The sequence below is a fragment of the Gemmatimonadota bacterium genome (assembly GCA_009838645.1).
GTDB lineage: Bacteria > JAAXHH01 > JAAXHH01 > JAAXHH01 > JAAXHH01 > JAAXHH01.
In genome coordinates, this window is the sequence record VXRC01000027.1 from 44,934 (window position 1) to 60,863 (window position 15,930).

The window sequence follows — 15,930 nt, forward strand, 5'->3', positions numbered from 1 at the left end:
TGGATTGCGGAACCGGCGTGCTGGCGGCTTAGAGTTCTCGGCGCAGGGCGTCGACCGGGTTCATGGCGGCGGTCCGCAGCGTCTGCGTACTGACCGTCAGCCACGCGATCAACAGCCCGAGCAGACCGGCCGCGGGGAACAACAGCAGCGAGACATCGGAATGATAGGCGTACTGCCGCAGCCACTGCTGCATGACGAAGTAGGCCACCGGCCAGGCGATGACGTTCGCGATGACCACGAGGACGGTGTACTCCCTGGACAGCAGCAGGACGAGTTGACGTGCCGATGCGCCCAGGGCCTTTCGAATGCCCACCTCCCGCGTACGCTGTTTCGCCGTGAATACCGCCAGTCCGAACAGGCCGAGGCACGCGGTGAATACCGCCAGTCCGGCGAACATGGTGACGAGCCGGCCCAGCAGGTTATCCGACCGGTAGGACCGCTCAACGTCCTGGTCGAGGAACGAATAAACGAAGGGGATCTCCGGAGTGGAGGCCTTCCACATGGCTTCCAGGTCCCGCAGGGTTTCTCCCGGGTCGCCGGGAACGAACCGAACGGCATAGTATCCGGAGCCACCGATCGTGATGAATACCGGTTCGATTCTTTCGTGGAGGGACCTCAGGTGAAAGTCCCGCACGACCCCGACCACCTGCATTTCGTCGTCCACGAGCTTCACGTATCGGTCCATGGCTTCATCCGGTGAAGTCCAGCCCAGGCGCCGGACCGCCTCCTCGTTGAGTATGCATCCGGTCGAATAGCCCCTCCCGCCACCATCCGGGGTCTCTACCCATTTGAAGTCTCTTTCAAAGGATACGTCGCGTCCACGAAGCAACTCAAACCCGAAGGTTTCGACGAAACCGCCTTCGGTGTGTATGTACTGCATATCGACGACGGGCGATGCCGGATCATCGACACGTTCCACCGGAAAGATCGGCAGTCTTCCCCTACCCGCAGCCCGGCCGGGAATGTAACTTGCCCCGGTGACGCTGACCACCCCGGCGTGGCGGGGATATTCCTCCCGGATCATTCGGAAATCCATGCCCTGTATATCGGGCAGGATTACGACGTTTTCCTGGTCGAATCCCAGGTGCTTGTTTCTCATGAAGTCCAGTTGCTGGAACACGGTGCCCGTTCCGATAAGCAACAGTATGGCCATGGCGAACTGAATGACAACGAGCGCCTTGCGCAGCGTCACCGCGCCCGTATCCGAGGCTCCCCTGAAAATCACGGCGGGATTGATCCGAGACAGCAGTAGGGCGGGATAGGCCCCGGCGAGAAGACCGGCCCCTGCGATGATGCACGCGCCGCCCAGGAGGGTCCACGGTTCCAGTGAAGGCATTGAAAGCGCGTGGCCCGTCATGGACCTGAATACGGGCAGGACCACCCAGACCGCGGAGAGGGCGATGAGAAACGCCACGGCGCTCAACAGGATCGTTTCTCCCAGGAACTGGCGGACGATCTGACCTCTGGCGGCACCGGCGACCTTGCGCATGCCGATTTCACGGGCCCTTGTTATGGATCGTACGACGGCCAGGTTCGTGAAATTTATGCAGGCGATCAGCAGAATCAATACGCCGATGGCGGTCATCATCCAGATGAAAGACACGTCGCCGTTGGTTTCCATCTCGAGTTCGAGCCTGGAATGAAGATGTATGTCGAACAGTGGCTGCAGGTCGTAGATGTCGGTAAAGGCCGTCGCACGGAGCTGCGCGTCGAGATGATCTCCGATGCGAGTTCGCAGCACGGATCCAATCTCTTCAGGCGTCGCGCCTTCCGGCAGTAGCAGGTACGTGTAATACTGGCTGTTGGCCCAGTTCTGCAGCAACCTGTGCGGATCGCCCCTCCCCGACGTGGTGGCGATCGAAACGTAGAAATCCGGATGGTAATGGGCGTAGTCCGGCGGATCTTCCATGACGGCGGTTATCGTAAAGGTGAACTGGTGGTCTCCGGTGATGGTTTTTCCGGTAGGGTCGGCATCCCCGAAGTACTTCCTCGCCATCGTGGAACTGATCACCATGGTGTTCGGGGCCGTGAGCGCATTGGCGGGACTGCCCTGTACGAGCGGGACGTCGAACACGTCGAAGAGGTTGCCGTCGGCCCAGTAGACACGCTGTTCATAGAATTGCCTGTCCTCGGTGGTAAAAAGCCAGGTACCTATCGTTCCCCTGAGTCGGAGTACTTCCTCCACCTCCGGCACCTGGGCCTTGATGAATTCACCCAGCACGCCCGGCGTCCGCGCCGTGCGGTCCGTCACCACCCGGTAGATGCGGTCTCCCCGCGTGTTGTGGCGGTCGTAGCTCAACTCGTCGCGGATGTACAGGAGGATTACCAGGCAGCAGGCCATGCCGATGGCGAACCCAATGACGTTGATCGCGGCGTGGGACCTGGACGCCAGGATGTTCCGCCAGGCGGTGAGGAGGTAGTGTCCGATCATGGTCGCCTCAGGGGGCCAGTCGGGCCCAGTGGATGTCCATGGCGTCCTCGGTGCCCGCGTAATATACCACCAGGGCCGTGCTGTCGGACAGGGCTTCCGCGTAGGGCAGGCCGAAGGACCAAACCGAGAAGCCCAGGGCGCCCTTGGGATCGTCTGCCGGCGCTTCGTGGGTGTACAGGGTCACCTCGGATTCCGGATCGAACGGCCCGTCGATGGACGGCGCGACGCGGGCCTTGATGGACTGGTCTCTGAAGCGGTCCACCCAGGGAAGGACGACGCGCCCGTCCGGCAGCACCGCGGGATGAGCCGCCTGGTCGGTGACGCCGATATCCTCCGGGTCCGACCAGGTCCGGCCGCCGTCGGAACTGATGCGGCGGTGGATGTTCAGGTAGGATTCCGTTTCGGTGTTGTAGGTCCACGCGAAAGCGCCGATGCGTCCGTCCGGCGCCACGGCCGACCGCAGGTCCCAGTTGAAGATCAGGCCGGTCGGATCGTACCCGATGTTTATCGGTTCGCTCCAAGTCCTTCCCTCGTCCGTGGAGTGAAAGGCCACAACCCGCTGGTACCACTTCGACGCGTCGAGGTAGTGCTTGTTGGTTTCGATGGTCATGACCAGGGTGCCGTCCGGAAGCTGCATGACCGGGTTGGTCAGGCTCGCGGGCCCGATTTCCTCCGGCATGGGCACCTCTCGCCAGGCCGTCCAGGTGTTTCCGCCGTCCACAGAGTTCGCCAGGAGGATCGACATGGGCACGCATCCCTCGGTCTCCGGGTTGAAGAGTCCCGGGGCGTCGGGATAGGTCTCGCGGTCGATCCACATGGACGCGGCGATGATCCGGCCGGGCGCCAGTTCCGTCAGGTAGACGATCTTGACCGATCCGCGCACGCCACGGAGGACCGGGGACTTGAAGGGTCTTTCCGGTGCGCTCCAGGTCTTCCCCAGATCGGAGGACCGGCTGACTTCAATCACTTCGTCCGCGCAGTCCTTGGTCGTGCCGCTGTGCCAGGTGGCGATCAACGTACCGTCGGACTTGCATAGGACGGCTGGAAATGTAAGGTTTGCGCAGTCGGTGCCGGATACGCTACGGCTGAGTACGCCAGAGTCGATGATGCGCATGGATCGATGCCTTTCGAGATGGGTTGTTTATCCTGTTCGGGGCCGGGTGCTGCCCCGGGAGGTAACAGGTTTCGGCCGGGTCCGTGCGCGGCTAAGCGCGGCCAAGCGTGACCAAGCGGGACCAAGCGGGACCAAGCGGGACCGTTACATTCCTTCGCACCATTCGATCATTGTGTCGAGCACGGATTCCGCCAGGCTGTCGATCGATCCCCGGGTACAGTCCATGTCGCGCGTCGAGATATCGGTACCGTCCATGTCGCGCGATGACGCCGAAACATAATACTTGATCGTGGGTTCCGTGCCCGATGGGCGCACGATCACCCGGGTGTGGCCGGCTTCCGAGAAGGTGAAGATCAGGATATTCACCCGTTCGCCTGCGACGGGGCCGGCCGTACCCGTCCGCAAGTCACGCGCCTGGCCGTTCTGTCGGTCGATCACGCGGCATACGGCCCATTCGCCTATGTGCTCCGGCGGTGCTTCACGCAGTGCGGCCATGATGCCTTTGATCCTGCCGGCACCCTCCGCGCCGGGCAAGGCGACTGACCGCTGGACTTCCCTGAAATAACCGTACTTTCGGTAGATGTCATCCAGTTCGTCGCGCAGGGTACGGGTTTCTCGCTTCACCAGGGCGGCGTACTCGGCAAGAAGGATGCCGGTGGCAGCCTCTTTGTCCCGGATCCGCGCGTCCGCCAGGTAACCGTGGCTTTCCTCCGTGCCGAACACGAAAGTCATGTCCGCCGGCATTCGATCGATTGCCGCGCCGACGTGCTTGAAACCGACAGGTAGGTCGTCCACGACTTCCAGGCCGTAGGACCGGGCGATGATCGCGGCCAGGTCCGATGTGACCACGGTCTTGCAGAACAGCCCCCGCTCGGGCAGCGTGCCGGCCGCCTGTTTACGGTGGAGTATGTAGTGGCAGAGGAGCACGCCGATCTGGTGCCCATTCAGCACCAGTTCTTCCGACGGGGCCTTCCAGCTCCGGTCCGGCAAAGGAAGTGCGCATCCGATCCGGTCGGCGTCGGGGTCGCTGGCCAGCACGAGGTCGGCCCCGGTTTCCGAGGCTTTTTTAATGCCCAGCCGAAACGACGAGGGTTTTTCAGGGTTGGCGATGCCTTCTTCCAGGGTGGAGAACGCGTGGTCGGGCACGACCTGTTTTTCCACGTAGTGTACGTTCCCGTATCCCATTCTGTCCAGTGCCTCGGCCACGGAAGTCATGCCCACGCCGTGCAGCGGCGTATACACCAGGCGGATATCTCGTGCGCCGGCCAGTGTCATTTCGGTGAGGACGTCGATGTACTTCTCGTCCTGGTCCTTCGCGATTGTCCGGATCAGGCCGCGCCTGACGCCGTCCTCATAGGCGATTCGCCTGATTTCGGCTACACGGCGCATTTCCTCCGTGATGCCGGCGTCAAGGGGCGCGACGACCTGTCCGCCGTCGGGTCCGTATACCTTGAATCCGTTGTCGCCGGGCGGGTTGTGACTGGCACTGATCATCACGCCGGCCGCGGCCTCGAGTTCCCGTACGGCGAATGACAGGGCGGGGGTGGACCGGCAGCCGTCGAAGATACGCACCGGGACACCGTTGGCGGCGAGCACCCTGGCCGTCTCTTTCGCGAACTCCTCCGAGTTGCGCCGGGTGTCCCACGCCACGACGACGCCCGCGCCGGCCCGGTCGCCGAACCTCGGGTTGAGCTTGCCGGCCCGGTCGCCGAGCCTCGGGTTGAGCTTGCCCGCCCGGTCGCCGAGACTCGTGTTGTGCCAGCCTTCCGGACCGCTGCCGAAGTCCCGACGGTGCCTGCCGTCTGGTCCATTGCCGTCCGGCTCGTCCCCGGCGCCGGCTATAAACTGCGCCAGGCCCTGGGCGGCCACGCCCACGGTGCGGGTGTTGAACCGGTTCGGACCCGGACCCATCCTGCCGCGGATACCGCCCGTTCCGAAGGCCATATCGGAACCGAACGCGTCTTCAAGTTCACCGGTGTTCCCGCCTTCGACCCGTGCCCGGATCTCTCCATGGAACGCCGCGAACTCCGCGTCCGTCAGCCATCGTACCAGGGCGTCGCCCGCGTGGCGCGACAGGACGCCTTCGTCGATCCAGTCTTTAATCCGTTGGATGCAGCAGGGATCGCTCATGCCTGGTCCGTTTGGGTGAAAGACCGAAGTGACCGCACGTCGATCGATGTGCGTAGACGGCCGCCGTGGCCGCGTGCAGGTCAACGGGCGTCAACGGCCATTAGTGACCTCACGCCGGATCATGGGGAAACGCGGCAGTTCGCGCATTCACGCTAGAAGAACTGCAGTTCGTGTATGGTCCCACGAAAATACCAATAATCCACCAGGACCGCAATGGCGGCGCCGAGGACGTATCCGACGATGATGCCGATCATCAGGGGCTGAACGGAGAGGTAAAGACGCACGCCGCCGATCCGGATCAGGATCGTCTTCAACAGCCAGGCGAGAAAGACGGGGAAGAAAGCGTGGCGGGCGGGCCCTCCGGCGGCCACCACGAATCCAATGGGCGATATGGGCCACCAGCTGAAGTAGTACCGGGCCAGGGTCATCCCCGTGACCATCAGCATGCCGGCGACCAGGAAGAAGACTTCCGAGCCCGAGATCGTGGTGCTGTTCTTCATCCAGGTGACGATCAGGCCGTAGAAACCGGGGTCGCCGGCGACATTGGCGTAGTAGTTTGCCGCGCCGCCCATCCTGTAACCGGTGTAGGCAGAGTAGCCGATGGCCGTGACCGCACTGACGGCGAAGGTGACGGCGGACCAGAAGAAGAGCACGCGTCCCGACATGCCCAGGATGGACTGCAGCCGCGCGACATGCGAGGGCGTGATCATCGTGAACGTCTTCCAGTTTCGGGCGAAGGCACTTCCCAGGCCGAGACCCGTAAGGTTCTGGGGAGACAGCGAGGCGGAACCCAGCATGGCGACGGTGAATTGGTGGGCATTGATGGGCAGGTCCAGGAAGACCAGGCCTGATTCCGCCATGACCCGGCACAACGCGAAGTAGAAGAGGAACAGCAGCGTGAGGAAAACGGCGATCACGGGGAAGGACATACCCGCCGTGTGCAGCCACCAGACGATGTAGGCCATGCCGCAGGCGCCCGAAACCAGGGCGGCCCGGTAGGAGAAGAACTCGTCGTCGTCCCGCAGGTTCGTTTCCTTCCCCATAACGTGCCGCCAGACCATGGCCAGGTGCCGGCGAGCGATCCAGAATCCCCATAACGCGAAGGCGATCATGCCGCCGATGAACTGGACCGCGACCAGGCCGCCGGGGACGGCGGTACCCGAGTCCGCGGTAATCCCGACACGAGCCAGGATGCCCTGTTCCAGCGTATTGATAATCTGAAAGAACCAGACGCTGAACAGGATGTCCAAGTTGATGAAATAGGAGAAGGCAAAGGTGATGACGTTCATCCTGATCGCGTGTGCCGGAAAGGCGCGGCCGAGTTCGACGTTAAGCAGGGCATTGGCATCGATCGGAAAGGAAAACCACTGGGTCCAGTACGCCGTGGTGTTCCAGAGCATGATGGAAAAGGTGGCCAAGGCGCCGATGAGGAACAGGCGGTGCCGCATGATCGTAGGCACGACGAAGTGTTCTTCGTCGGTGGTCTCCGTCATCACGACCGCCGTCTGCACGAGGGGATAGGATAGACGCTCGTGCTCCACCCACTGCCTGCGCATCAGGATAACGAAGCAGACCCCGACGGCCAGGAGTCCGCCGAAAAAAGACAGCCACCAGAAGCTCGGGATGATCCAGGCCGCCCAGGGTATCGGGTAGTTTTCGGACAGTCCCCAGTAGTAGTCCCTGTTTGCGTTCAGTTCGTTGGTGACGACCAACCAGTCCGGGAGATAGGGAAAGAACAGCTCGCGCCATTGGTTCTCGGGGGAGGCGTAGTATTCGGCCGACGCCATGATGCCGACTACGTAGTTGGACATCCCCCAGGTCGGTACCATGAAGCCGACCCAGCCCAGGATGAAGACGAAAAGCAGTTCCCGCGACCGCAGGCCCCAGGCGGGACGGTATGCCTTCAGCAGTATATTGGGTCCCATAACGCCCAGGAGAAACGGGATCAGCAGGGCGAGATCGATATGGGCGAAGGTGAGGTGGGTGTATCCAAGGAGGTAGTGGCTCGTCAGCGAAAAGATATTGACGACCACGGCCAGCGCCAGGCCCAGGGCCACGGCCCGCGGTGTCGCTACTTGCTGAATGGATGGGGCACCCGTGACGTTCATAGGCGGTACAGGGACCGGTATTTCTCATCAACGTAGGCCAGGAAGCAGTCCGCGGTGAGCGGCTCGCCGGTGACGTGCCGCACAAGGTCACCCGCGCGATAGGTCATGCCGGGCCGATGGATGTGTTCCCTGAGCCAGTCCCGCAGCGGCAGCAGTTCCCCGCGGGCGATTTGGTCCGACAGGCCGGGCAGGTCGCGCTCGGCGGCGCGGTAGAACTGGGCGGCGTACAGATTGCCGAGGGTGTAGGTGGGGAAATAGCCGAAACTCCCGTGCGACCAGTGGATGTCCTGCAGCACGCCGTCCCGGTCGTCCGGCGGTTCGATACCGAGAAAGGCCTTCATCTTTTCGTTCCAGACCGCGGAGAGGTCGCCTGCCGTGAATTCGTCCGTGAACAGGCCGCGCTCTATTTCGAACCGGAGCAGGATGTGCAGGTTGTAGGTGATCTCATCCGCTTCGACCCGGATGAGCGAGGGCTTTACCTCGTTGACCGCGGCGTAGACCTCCTCTTCGGTCACGTCCGCGGCCTGGTCCGGGAACACGGCGGAGAATTCGGGGAAGAAGTAACGCCAGAAGGCCCTGCTCCGGCCGACCATGTTCTCCCACAGGCGGGACTGGGATTCATGGATGCCGAGGGAGACCGACGCGCCGCGGGGTGTGCCTTCGTGTTCCGGGTCATGGCCCTGCTCGTAGAGGCCGTGTCCCGCCTCGTGGATGACACCGTAGAAGGACTGCATGGGCAGGGTCTCGGAATACCGGGTCGTCAGGCGGACGTCCTGCACGCCCATGTGCGTACAGAAGGGATGGGGGGAGATATCCAGGCGGCCGGCCTCGAAGTCGAAGCCCATGCGCTCGGCGGCCGTGACGCCCAGGCGCCGCTGGTCGTCGATGGGGTAGTTCCGCTCCAGGAAGTCGGTGCGGGGCCTGACCCCGGTGGACGCGATGCGCTGCACCAGGTCCACGAGGGGGCCGCGAATCGAATCGAAGACCGCCGCCGTAACTTTCGTGGTGGCATAGGGTTCGTATTCGTCGAGCAGCGCGTCGTAGGGTTCGTCTTCGTACCCGACCGCTTCGGCGACCTCGCGCTGGAGGGCGACCAGCTTGTCGATCCACGGCGCGAAAGCCTTAAAATCATCTTCCTTCCGGGCCTTGATCCACACCCCGATGGCCGCCGAACTCGTTTCAGCGATGGATTTGACCAGGTCGACGGGAACCTTGACCGCCCGGTCGCTGGAACGGGCGATCTCGCGGATGTTGACCTCCTCGTCGGCCGTCAGCGATTCCGACCGGGCGGCGTCCAGTGCCGCCCGCATTTCATCGGAGGTGATCCGCTCGTGGGCCATCCCGGAGAGGGTGGCGAGTTGCCGCCCCCGGCCGGCCGCGCCCTTGGGGGGCATGTAGGTTTCCTGGTCCCATCCCATCAGGGCCAGGGCGCCGTACAGGTCGCTCACCTCGCGGTACATCTCCATTACCCGTTCGTAGTGCGTTGGCACGGTTGCATCTCCCTTTTTTAATTCTCGCTACGTGGCCAGGACCTACGTGGCCGGGACCTACGTGGCCAGGACCGTCTTGACGCGCATCCGAAGCCTGCCATGAGCCTTTCGAAGGACCTGCTCGACCTGGCACGGTTCATCCCCTTTGGCGAATATGAAACCGGGGTAGCCGGCCCCTTCCGGCAACGGGGTCAGCATGTCGCCTTCCTTCGCGGTGACGACCACGTCCTCCACGCCCGGGGTCTTCTTCGCCTCCTCGACGCCGTCGAATCCCTGGAACAATCCGCCTTCCGGCACCGGCAGCATCATCACGCCCGCGGCCCCCGGTTTGTTCCCAGAGTCGTCCATTCCCTTCGGCTCGCTATCCGTCCCGCGATCTGTGCCGCCGCGGCCCTGCGCCTTGCGGCCGACGCCGTCCACGTGTTGCCCCAGGGCGTGGCGCAGTATAAGTTCCTCCAGGGACACCCCCAGTCCGTATTCCAAAACGCGGGAGCAGAGGCCGCCGATGGACCGGCCCGCGATCTCGATGATCCGGGCCTCGCCGTGGTGGACCCGCAATTCGGCATGGACCGGTCCCTCCGTGAGTCCCACGGCCGTGGAAGCCCGCTGGACGGCATCGAAAGCGACTTGTTGCGTCTCTTCGGGCAAGCGCGAAGGCGTAACATAGATCGTCTCTTCGAAAAAGGGTCCCTCCAGGAGATCGGGCTTGTCGAACAGGGAGAGCACACGCAGGCGGCCGCCGTTCAACAGGCCCTCCAGGGCTACCTCCTGCCCGGGTATATAGGACTCCACCATGATGCGGTGGGCATCGGGATCAAGACTCGGCGGCCGGTCCGACATGCCTTCGAGTATGCGGCCTATCCTGCGGAACGCTTCGATGAAGCCGTCTGGCGAGTCGGCCCGGATTACGCCCCGGCTGCCCGATAGCAGGATGGGCTTGAGTACACATGGATAACGCTGTTCGAGTGCGATTTCCTCGACGGGGACCGAAAGGTCGAACCGGGCGAAAGGGGGGCACCATACCCCCGCGGCCGAGAGCATTTCACGCATGCGGAACTTGTTGCGCGCGGCGATGGCTGCTTCGGGCGTGTTGTGCGGAAGGCCGAGGACCTTACACGCCCGGGCGGCGATTTCGGTGGTATAGTCGTCTACGGGCACGATGGCATCGAGGGGATGTTCACCGGCGTAGTCCACAATTTCATCCACGGCCTGCGACACGTACCGGAGCCTGAGCGAAAGCGGGATGTCCCACTCCGCAGCCAGCACCTGGCAGAAGTCCGATCCCACGACGACCTCAAGGTTCAGGCGGCGCGCCGCTTCCAGAAACGGATCCGCGCGATAGGTCGTCGTCGGCATCAGGAGAAGCAGTCTTTTGGACGGGTTTTCTGCTGGCATGATAAGATTGAAAAATAGAAATTCCATGGACCGAAATCAATGAAATCGCCCGTCCTGTCGCACTACCATACACAGGTATAGCGAAAAAAAACTTGCTTACGAAACTGCGCACGAAATATATTGCACGTACATTTCGCGTAATTCACCCGCAAAGTACAGGACCTTAAAACGTTCTGTCGCGGGTATTCTCGCACTCTATCGGGTGCATTACTCCCATTATTTTATCTGGAGGGTAATCAATGAATCGCACAGAATTGGCCGGTAAGGTTGCGGATGCTACTGGGTTGTCCAAAGCGCAAGCCGACGCCGCAGTCGCCGCAGCACTCGACGCCATAAAGAGCAGTCTGAGCGACGGCGATTCCGTCACGCTGATCGGTTTCGGCACGTTCAGCGTATCGAACCGCGCTGCTCGCCAGGGGCGAAATCCCGGTACGGGCGAGTCCATTACGATCGCGGCGAGAAACGTGGCCAAGTTTACGGCAGGCAAGGCTCTAAAGGACGCCATAGGCTAAATCCGAATCACAGGAGCCGGTCCGGTCGTATCGTACGGTCCGGCTCCTTCCGAAACATCGACTCACGGATGGATCCGAATTACGAGACGTCGAATGTACGTGCGCCTCGAGGTTTTTCCATCCGTCTTCCTGATTGAACCGGGAAGGCCGAGTCGTACTTTTTTTAACCGGTAAAGCACACGTGTGCATATGCGGAGGATCGCCTTGCCGCTCTATGAATTCACACTCACGGATTTCCTGTTTCCCGCGGATCTTCCGAACAACAAGGCCAATTTCCGCTTCGTCGTCGATCTGCGCTTTATCAACCACCGAAGCCAGTTTGCCACCGAACATGCCGTGATGCCCAGTCTCGACACCTTCTGGGAATGTGATACCGGGAGGTCGGGCAAGCCGAATTACGTTCGAAACGCCGGGGAGGAGAGCCTCAGGATCGGCGAAGGCCCGCCCGACCGGTGCGGCCGGTTCGAAATGGAGGCGATAGACGATTGGGACAAGCTGATCCTGTTGGTGCGGGGGAAGCGAATCCATTCCATACAGTTCAAGGTGTTCGACGTAGACCGCAAAGACGCCTGGGACAAGATCAAGGATTTCCTGGGCGGGATCGTCGAAGCCGTCATCGGCAGAATCAAGGGAACGATCCCGGAAAACCTGCCCCTGCACCTGCCCGAATCCCTGGGAGGCGCCGCGGACGACCTGCAGTCCTTTCTCCTGAAGAAAATCGCGGGTGGCGACGCGATCCTCTTCAGGGGATCAACCACGCTCGGGGAATTGACCGATGGTGAAAAGGCCCGCATGACGGTCCACGGCCGGGGCACCGGTGGAACCTACATGATCGGTTTCGACCTCACCCAGCGGGATGGATGACCAGATCCGTCATGATAGTAATCATCAGTGATCTTCACCTTACCGACGGCACGACCGGGCAGACAATCAAGGAAAACGCCTTTCGGATCTTTGCAAGGCGGGTCCGGGACATGGCCTTCGCGGCCTCATGGCGCAAGGGAGGCCGATACCAGCCCATCGAACGTATCGACATCCTCCTTCTCGGAGATATCCTGGACGTCCTAAGGTCCACAGCGTGGCTGGAGCAAGAGTATGGGCCGCGCCCCTGGAGCGATCCCGACGATCTGGCATACATCGGGAAACTGAACGACATAACCACCGCTATCCTGGCGCATAACGAACCGTCGCTGGCATGCCTCAGGAACCTGGCCGAACCCGGTGGTCTCCTGCTGCCACCGCCCGGCGGCGCCAATGGGGATCCACAGCCATCCGAACCCGGCCTGCCGGTCGAGGTCGGCATCCACTACATGGTGGGGAACCACGATTGGTTCTATTGCCTCCCCGGTAGAGCCTTTCAGCTTCTCCGCAGAAAGGTCGCCGCCGCCCTGGGACTGAAAAACGACCCTGAACAGCCCTTCCCCCACGGGCCCGAGGAGTCTACCCGCATTGCCGGGATACTGCATGCGCACGGAGTCCGGGCGTGCCATGGCGATATCTACGATCCGTTCAACTTCTCCGGTTCGCGGGACCAGGCCTCCCTCGGAGACGCGATCGTGATCGAGCTGTTGAATCGTTTCCCCTTCGAAGTCCGCAACCGCATGGGCTCGCTGCTTCCCCGGACCTTCATCGAAGGACTGCGCGAACTGGACAACGTCCGTCCGCTGGCCGCCGCCTCCGTCTGGGTCGACGCGCTGCTGCACGAACACGGCGTATCCCCGATGCAGGCCGGGAAAGTCAAGGACACGTGGAACAGCCTGGTGGACGACTTCCTGGGCCTGGATTTCATACGGGACCGGGGTTCGGTGTACAACCCCTTCGAGCGCGTGGACAAGCTTGAGTACGCGCTCCGGTTCACGCGGGACGTTCCGTTGGGCCTGTCCGGTGCGCTGGGTGCGTGGTGGAATCGTGTGGCGGGCGATTCAGCGGATTCCTACTTTGCCCACGCGGCCAGGGAGAAAGCGGTTGTAGACCAGGAAGCCCGCTTCGCGGTGTACGGACACACCCATCATCACGAAATCGTGCCGCTCGACGTCGCGCCGGAGAACGGGCGCCGGGGAGCGCAGGTCTACTTCAACGCGGGCACCTGGCGCTGTGTGCACCGTCTCGCCCGATCCTCCCGTTCAGGCCGGGCCTTCATCTCCTGGGACGTCATGACCTACCTGGCCTTTTTCCAGGACGACGAACGAAAGGGACGGCCCTACGCGTGCTGGTCCGGGGCACTGGGGAAAGGCTTCGATTAACGCCTTTTGATCCGTGGCGGGCAGCCGCCTGTGCACGGACGTTTCCGACGCCTGTGCACGGTCGTTTCCAGCGTCTCTCCCTCGGCGCGCGGCGGTTCTTTTCCCTTGACTTGCAGGGGCTCGCGCCCTACCATGGTGCTGTTGTCTTGGGAGATCCGGGGACGGTTTGCCGGGGTGGTGGAATTGGTAGACACAGGAGACTTAAAATCTCCCGGACCTCAATAGTCCGTGCCGGTTCGAGTCCGGCCCTCGGCATTCGGGGTCATGAACACACTGGTGAATGCTGATTTGCAGGGCGCTTAGCTCAGATGGTTAGAGTGCCACGTTGACATCGTGGAGGTCAGTGGTTCGATCCCACTAGCGCCCATTCGATTCCGAACCGTATAGCTGCCCGGCACGGGTCTCCCCGGCCGGGTTTCTCATGCCTACTCGATCCCCAACCTGATGTTGTTATCCGCAACCTGTTGCTGTTATCCGCAACCTGTTGCTATTCCGCATGAAGATCACGGACGTCAAAGCCGTCTACCCGTCACGGAACAAGAAAGGGACGGGCGCCTGGCAGGAATACTACTGGCAGATCGTGGTCCGGGTGGATACGGACGCGGGTGTGAACGGGTACGGTTATGGCGGGGGCGGCGAGCCCGGCAAACTGATCGTCAACGGCCACCTGCGCGATGCGCTGGTCGGCAGGTCCATCGGGAGCGTGGACGATATCCGCCGGGTCTGGGACAACCTTTACTTCAAATCCCTGCCGTACGGCCGCGGCGGCGTCACCATCATGGCCCTGAGCGGGATCGACCTGGCCCTGTGGGACCTGCTCGGAAAGGCCGAGGGCAGGCCCGTGTACGACCTGATCGGAGGATTGAAGAAGGACAGGATCCGCGCCTACGCGACCGGGGGCGATTTGTCACAGGTCCGCGACCAGGGCTATACCGCGGTGAAGCGATCGCACCAGTGGCGTTCAGAGGCCGACTACGATTCGGCCGTGGTCCAGGCGGCCCGATGCAGGGAGATGTTCGGCCGGGACGCGCTGCTCATGTTCGATTGCTACATGTCCTGGGATAACGTAATTGCATTGCGGATGCGCGAAATCCTGGACGATTATGCGCCTTACTGGTTCGAGGATCTTGTCACACCGGACCATCTGACCGAGCTGGCGGAACTCCGGCCCCGGCTGGCCCCGGTGCTGCTGGCCGGCGGTGAGCATGACTTCTCCCACCACGCCTTCGCCGCCATCGCCCGAGCCGGCGCCCTGGACCTGTGGCAGCCGGATATCACGTGGTGCGGCGGCATTACGGCCGGACTTCGAATCGTCGATATGGCGAGGTCACACGGCGTGCCCGTATGCCCCCATCGCGGCGGTGAGATCTGGGGGCTGCACCTGATCGCGGCCACGGAGTGCATGGACCTGGCGGAGACCCACCCGGACCGGTGGAGCGGCGGGGAGGACGCGGTCCTGATCGACGAGCCCGTGGTGTCGGAAGGCAGCATCGCACCGTCCGGCCGTCCGGGATTCGGCGTCACGCCGAGACCGGAATTTGCCTGAACTTCGGTGTAACCTGCATCCGCTCCCGTGGAATCTCAGGAGGCGTTTCGGATTCCCCTATCTCGATGAAACTGTGTGATTTGTGGTTTATTCCCCGGCTCGATCGGGGAATTGACGCCGGATCATATCCGGCATGTTGATGCATCGGCATGAACCGCGCCTCGTACTGCAGCACGGCGGCGCAAAAAGGAAAGGAGGAGTTATGATATCTGAACAACGGAGGTGTGACGACTGATCTGATCAGTTGACATTCCTCCAGACGCAAGCCGGGCGTCTCGTATTTCCAGGGGCGCCCGGTTTTTTTAGTGCTTGCGCCGCTTACAGGCCGCGTATATTCGTGCACAGACACATCGTAACCCGCAGGCCGACAGGTCTCGCCGGCACAACGCCGGACCACGCCGCCCATGTCCCTCTACCCTTTCATTCGCCCCCTGCTATTCCGCCTGGACCCGGAGTGGATACATCGCGCAACGCTCACCGCGGTCGGCACGGCGGGGCGCATTCCTCCCGTGCGCGGACTGCTCCGAGGTCTCCTTGCCGTGGACGATCCGCGGCTCAGGGTGGAAGCCGGCGGGCTCGCCTTCCCCAATCCCGTCGGTCTGGCCGCCGGGTTCGACAAGAATGGCGTCGCCATGGCAGGACTCGCTTCGGCGGGATTCGGATTCGTGGAGGTGGGTTCGGTCTCGGCCCATCCATCGGAAGGCAATCCCGGGCGCCCACGGCTGTTCCGTGTCCCGGAAGATGATGCGATCGTGGTCCATTACGGGGTGCCCAACGACGGTGCCGAAGCGGTGGCGCGGCGGTTCGCTTCCGCCCGGCCGTGGCGGTCGCCCGGATCGCCCGGACCGCCTGGATCGCTCGGATCGCCCGGACCGCCGGGATCGCCTGGATCGCCGTGCTCGCTCGGCCCGCCCCGCCCGCCCCCCCCGCCCCCCCCCGCCCCGCCGCCCCCGCCCCCTGG

Annotated in this window: 11 protein-coding genes and 2 tRNA genes; 7 read left to right on the plus strand and 6 right to left on the minus strand. The window is 62.6% G+C overall.

The genetic code is table 11. From position 1 onward, the window contains the following. Nucleotides 1–28: 28 nt before the first annotated feature. The 6 genes from F4Y38_08110 to F4Y38_08135 form a co-directional block, all read right to left on the minus strand. A complete protein-coding gene (locus tag F4Y38_08110) occupies nt 29–2,431 on the minus strand; it encodes an FtsX-like permease family protein (protein ID MXY49252.1) in 2,403 nt (800 codons plus the stop codon). A gap of 7 nt (nt 2,432–2,438) precedes the next feature. Continuing rightward, on the minus strand, nt 2,439–3,545 hold the full coding sequence (locus F4Y38_08115; protein ID MXY49253.1) for an exo-alpha-sialidase: 1,107 nt from the start codon (nt 3,543–3,545) through the stop codon (nt 2,439–2,441). A gap of 144 nt (nt 3,546–3,689) precedes the next feature. Further along, nucleotides 3,690–5,675 (minus strand): phospho-sugar mutase, encoded by a 1,986-nt coding sequence (locus F4Y38_08120; protein MXY49254.1) that lies wholly within the window; start codon nt 5,673–5,675, stop codon nt 3,690–3,692. A gap of 152 nt (nt 5,676–5,827) precedes the next feature. Then, complete coding sequence (locus F4Y38_08125) at nt 5,828–7,783, minus strand: hypothetical protein (protein ID MXY49255.1); 1,956 nt, start codon at nt 7,781–7,783, stop codon at nt 5,828–5,830. Further along, the gene (locus F4Y38_08130) at nt 7,780–9,249 is read right to left on the minus strand and encodes a carboxypeptidase M32 (protein MXY49256.1); all 1,470 of its coding nucleotides are present in this window, start codon (nt 9,247–9,249) and stop codon (nt 7,780–7,782) included. The genes F4Y38_08125 and F4Y38_08130 overlap by 4 nt, the downstream gene beginning before the upstream one ends. Before the next feature lie 81 nt (nt 9,250–9,330). Next, nucleotides 9,331–10,668, minus strand: a complete 1,338-nt coding sequence (locus tag F4Y38_08135; protein ID MXY49257.1) for an ATP-grasp domain-containing protein — start codon at nt 10,666–10,668, stop codon at nt 9,331–9,333. A 239-nt stretch (nt 10,669–10,907) separates the two neighbouring features. Here F4Y38_08135 and F4Y38_08140 point away from each other — a divergent pair, with 239 nt between their 5' ends. The 7 genes from F4Y38_08140 to F4Y38_08170 all read left to right on the plus strand — a co-directional run. Beyond that, the gene (locus F4Y38_08140) at nt 10,908–11,180 is read left to right on the plus strand and encodes an HU family DNA-binding protein (protein MXY49258.1); all 273 of its coding nucleotides are present in this window, start codon (nt 10,908–10,910) and stop codon (nt 11,178–11,180) included. 204 nt (nt 11,181–11,384) lie between these two features. Continuing rightward, nucleotides 11,385–12,044, plus strand: a complete 660-nt coding sequence (locus F4Y38_08145; protein MXY49259.1) for a hypothetical protein — start codon at nt 11,385–11,387, stop codon at nt 12,042–12,044. 11 nt (nt 12,045–12,055) lie between these two features. Then, nucleotides 12,056–13,423 (plus strand): hypothetical protein, encoded by a 1,368-nt coding sequence (locus F4Y38_08150; GenBank protein MXY49260.1) that lies wholly within the window; start codon nt 12,056–12,058, stop codon nt 13,421–13,423. Nucleotides 13,424–13,591: 168 nt separating this feature from the next. Beyond that, a tRNA-Leu gene (locus tag F4Y38_08155) sits at nt 13,592–13,678 on the plus strand. Between the two features lie 38 nt (nt 13,679–13,716). Further along, nucleotides 13,717–13,790, plus strand: a tRNA-Val gene (locus tag F4Y38_08160). Nucleotides 13,791–13,919: 129 nt separating this feature from the next. Beyond that, complete coding sequence (locus F4Y38_08165; protein ID MXY49261.1) at nt 13,920–14,969, plus strand: mandelate racemase/muconate lactonizing enzyme family protein; 1,050 nt, start codon at nt 13,920–13,922, stop codon at nt 14,967–14,969. A gap of 404 nt (nt 14,970–15,373) precedes the next feature. Beyond that, a partial coding sequence (locus F4Y38_08170; protein MXY49262.1) for a hypothetical protein occupies nt 15,374–15,930 on the plus strand: 557 nt, incomplete at its 3' end.

What these genes read in the sequence shown, in the direction of transcription:
- F4Y38_08120 (MXY49254.1), bottom strand. Translation starts at nt 5,675, where the DNA reads ATGAGCGATCCCTGCTGCATCCAACGGATTAAAGACTGGATCGACGAA.
- F4Y38_08130 (MXY49256.1), bottom strand. Translation starts at nt 9,249, where the DNA reads ATGGAGATGTACCGCGAGGTGAGCGACCTGTACGGCGCCCTGGCCCTG.
- F4Y38_08115 (MXY49253.1), bottom strand. Translation starts at nt 3,545, where the DNA reads ATGCGCATCATCGACTCTGGCGTACTCAGCCGTAGCGTATCCGGCACC.
- F4Y38_08140 (MXY49258.1), top strand. Translation starts at nt 10,908, where the DNA reads ATGAATCGCACAGAATTGGCCGGTAAGGTTGCGGATGCTACTGGGTTG.
- F4Y38_08125 (MXY49255.1), bottom strand. Translation starts at nt 7,783, where the DNA reads ATGAACGTCACGGGTGCCCCATCCATTCAGCAAGTAGCGACACCGCGG.
- F4Y38_08110 (MXY49252.1), bottom strand. Translation starts at nt 2,431, where the DNA reads ATGATCGGACACTACCTCCTCACCGCCTGGCGGAACATCCTGGCGTCC.
- F4Y38_08135 (MXY49257.1), bottom strand. Translation starts at nt 10,668, where the DNA reads ATGCCAGCAGAAAACCCGTCCAAAAGACTGCTTCTCCTGATGCCGACG.
- F4Y38_08165 (MXY49261.1), top strand. Translation starts at nt 13,920, where the DNA reads ATGAAGATCACGGACGTCAAAGCCGTCTACCCGTCACGGAACAAGAAA.
- F4Y38_08150 (MXY49260.1), top strand. Translation starts at nt 12,056, where the DNA reads ATGATAGTAATCATCAGTGATCTTCACCTTACCGACGGCACGACCGGG.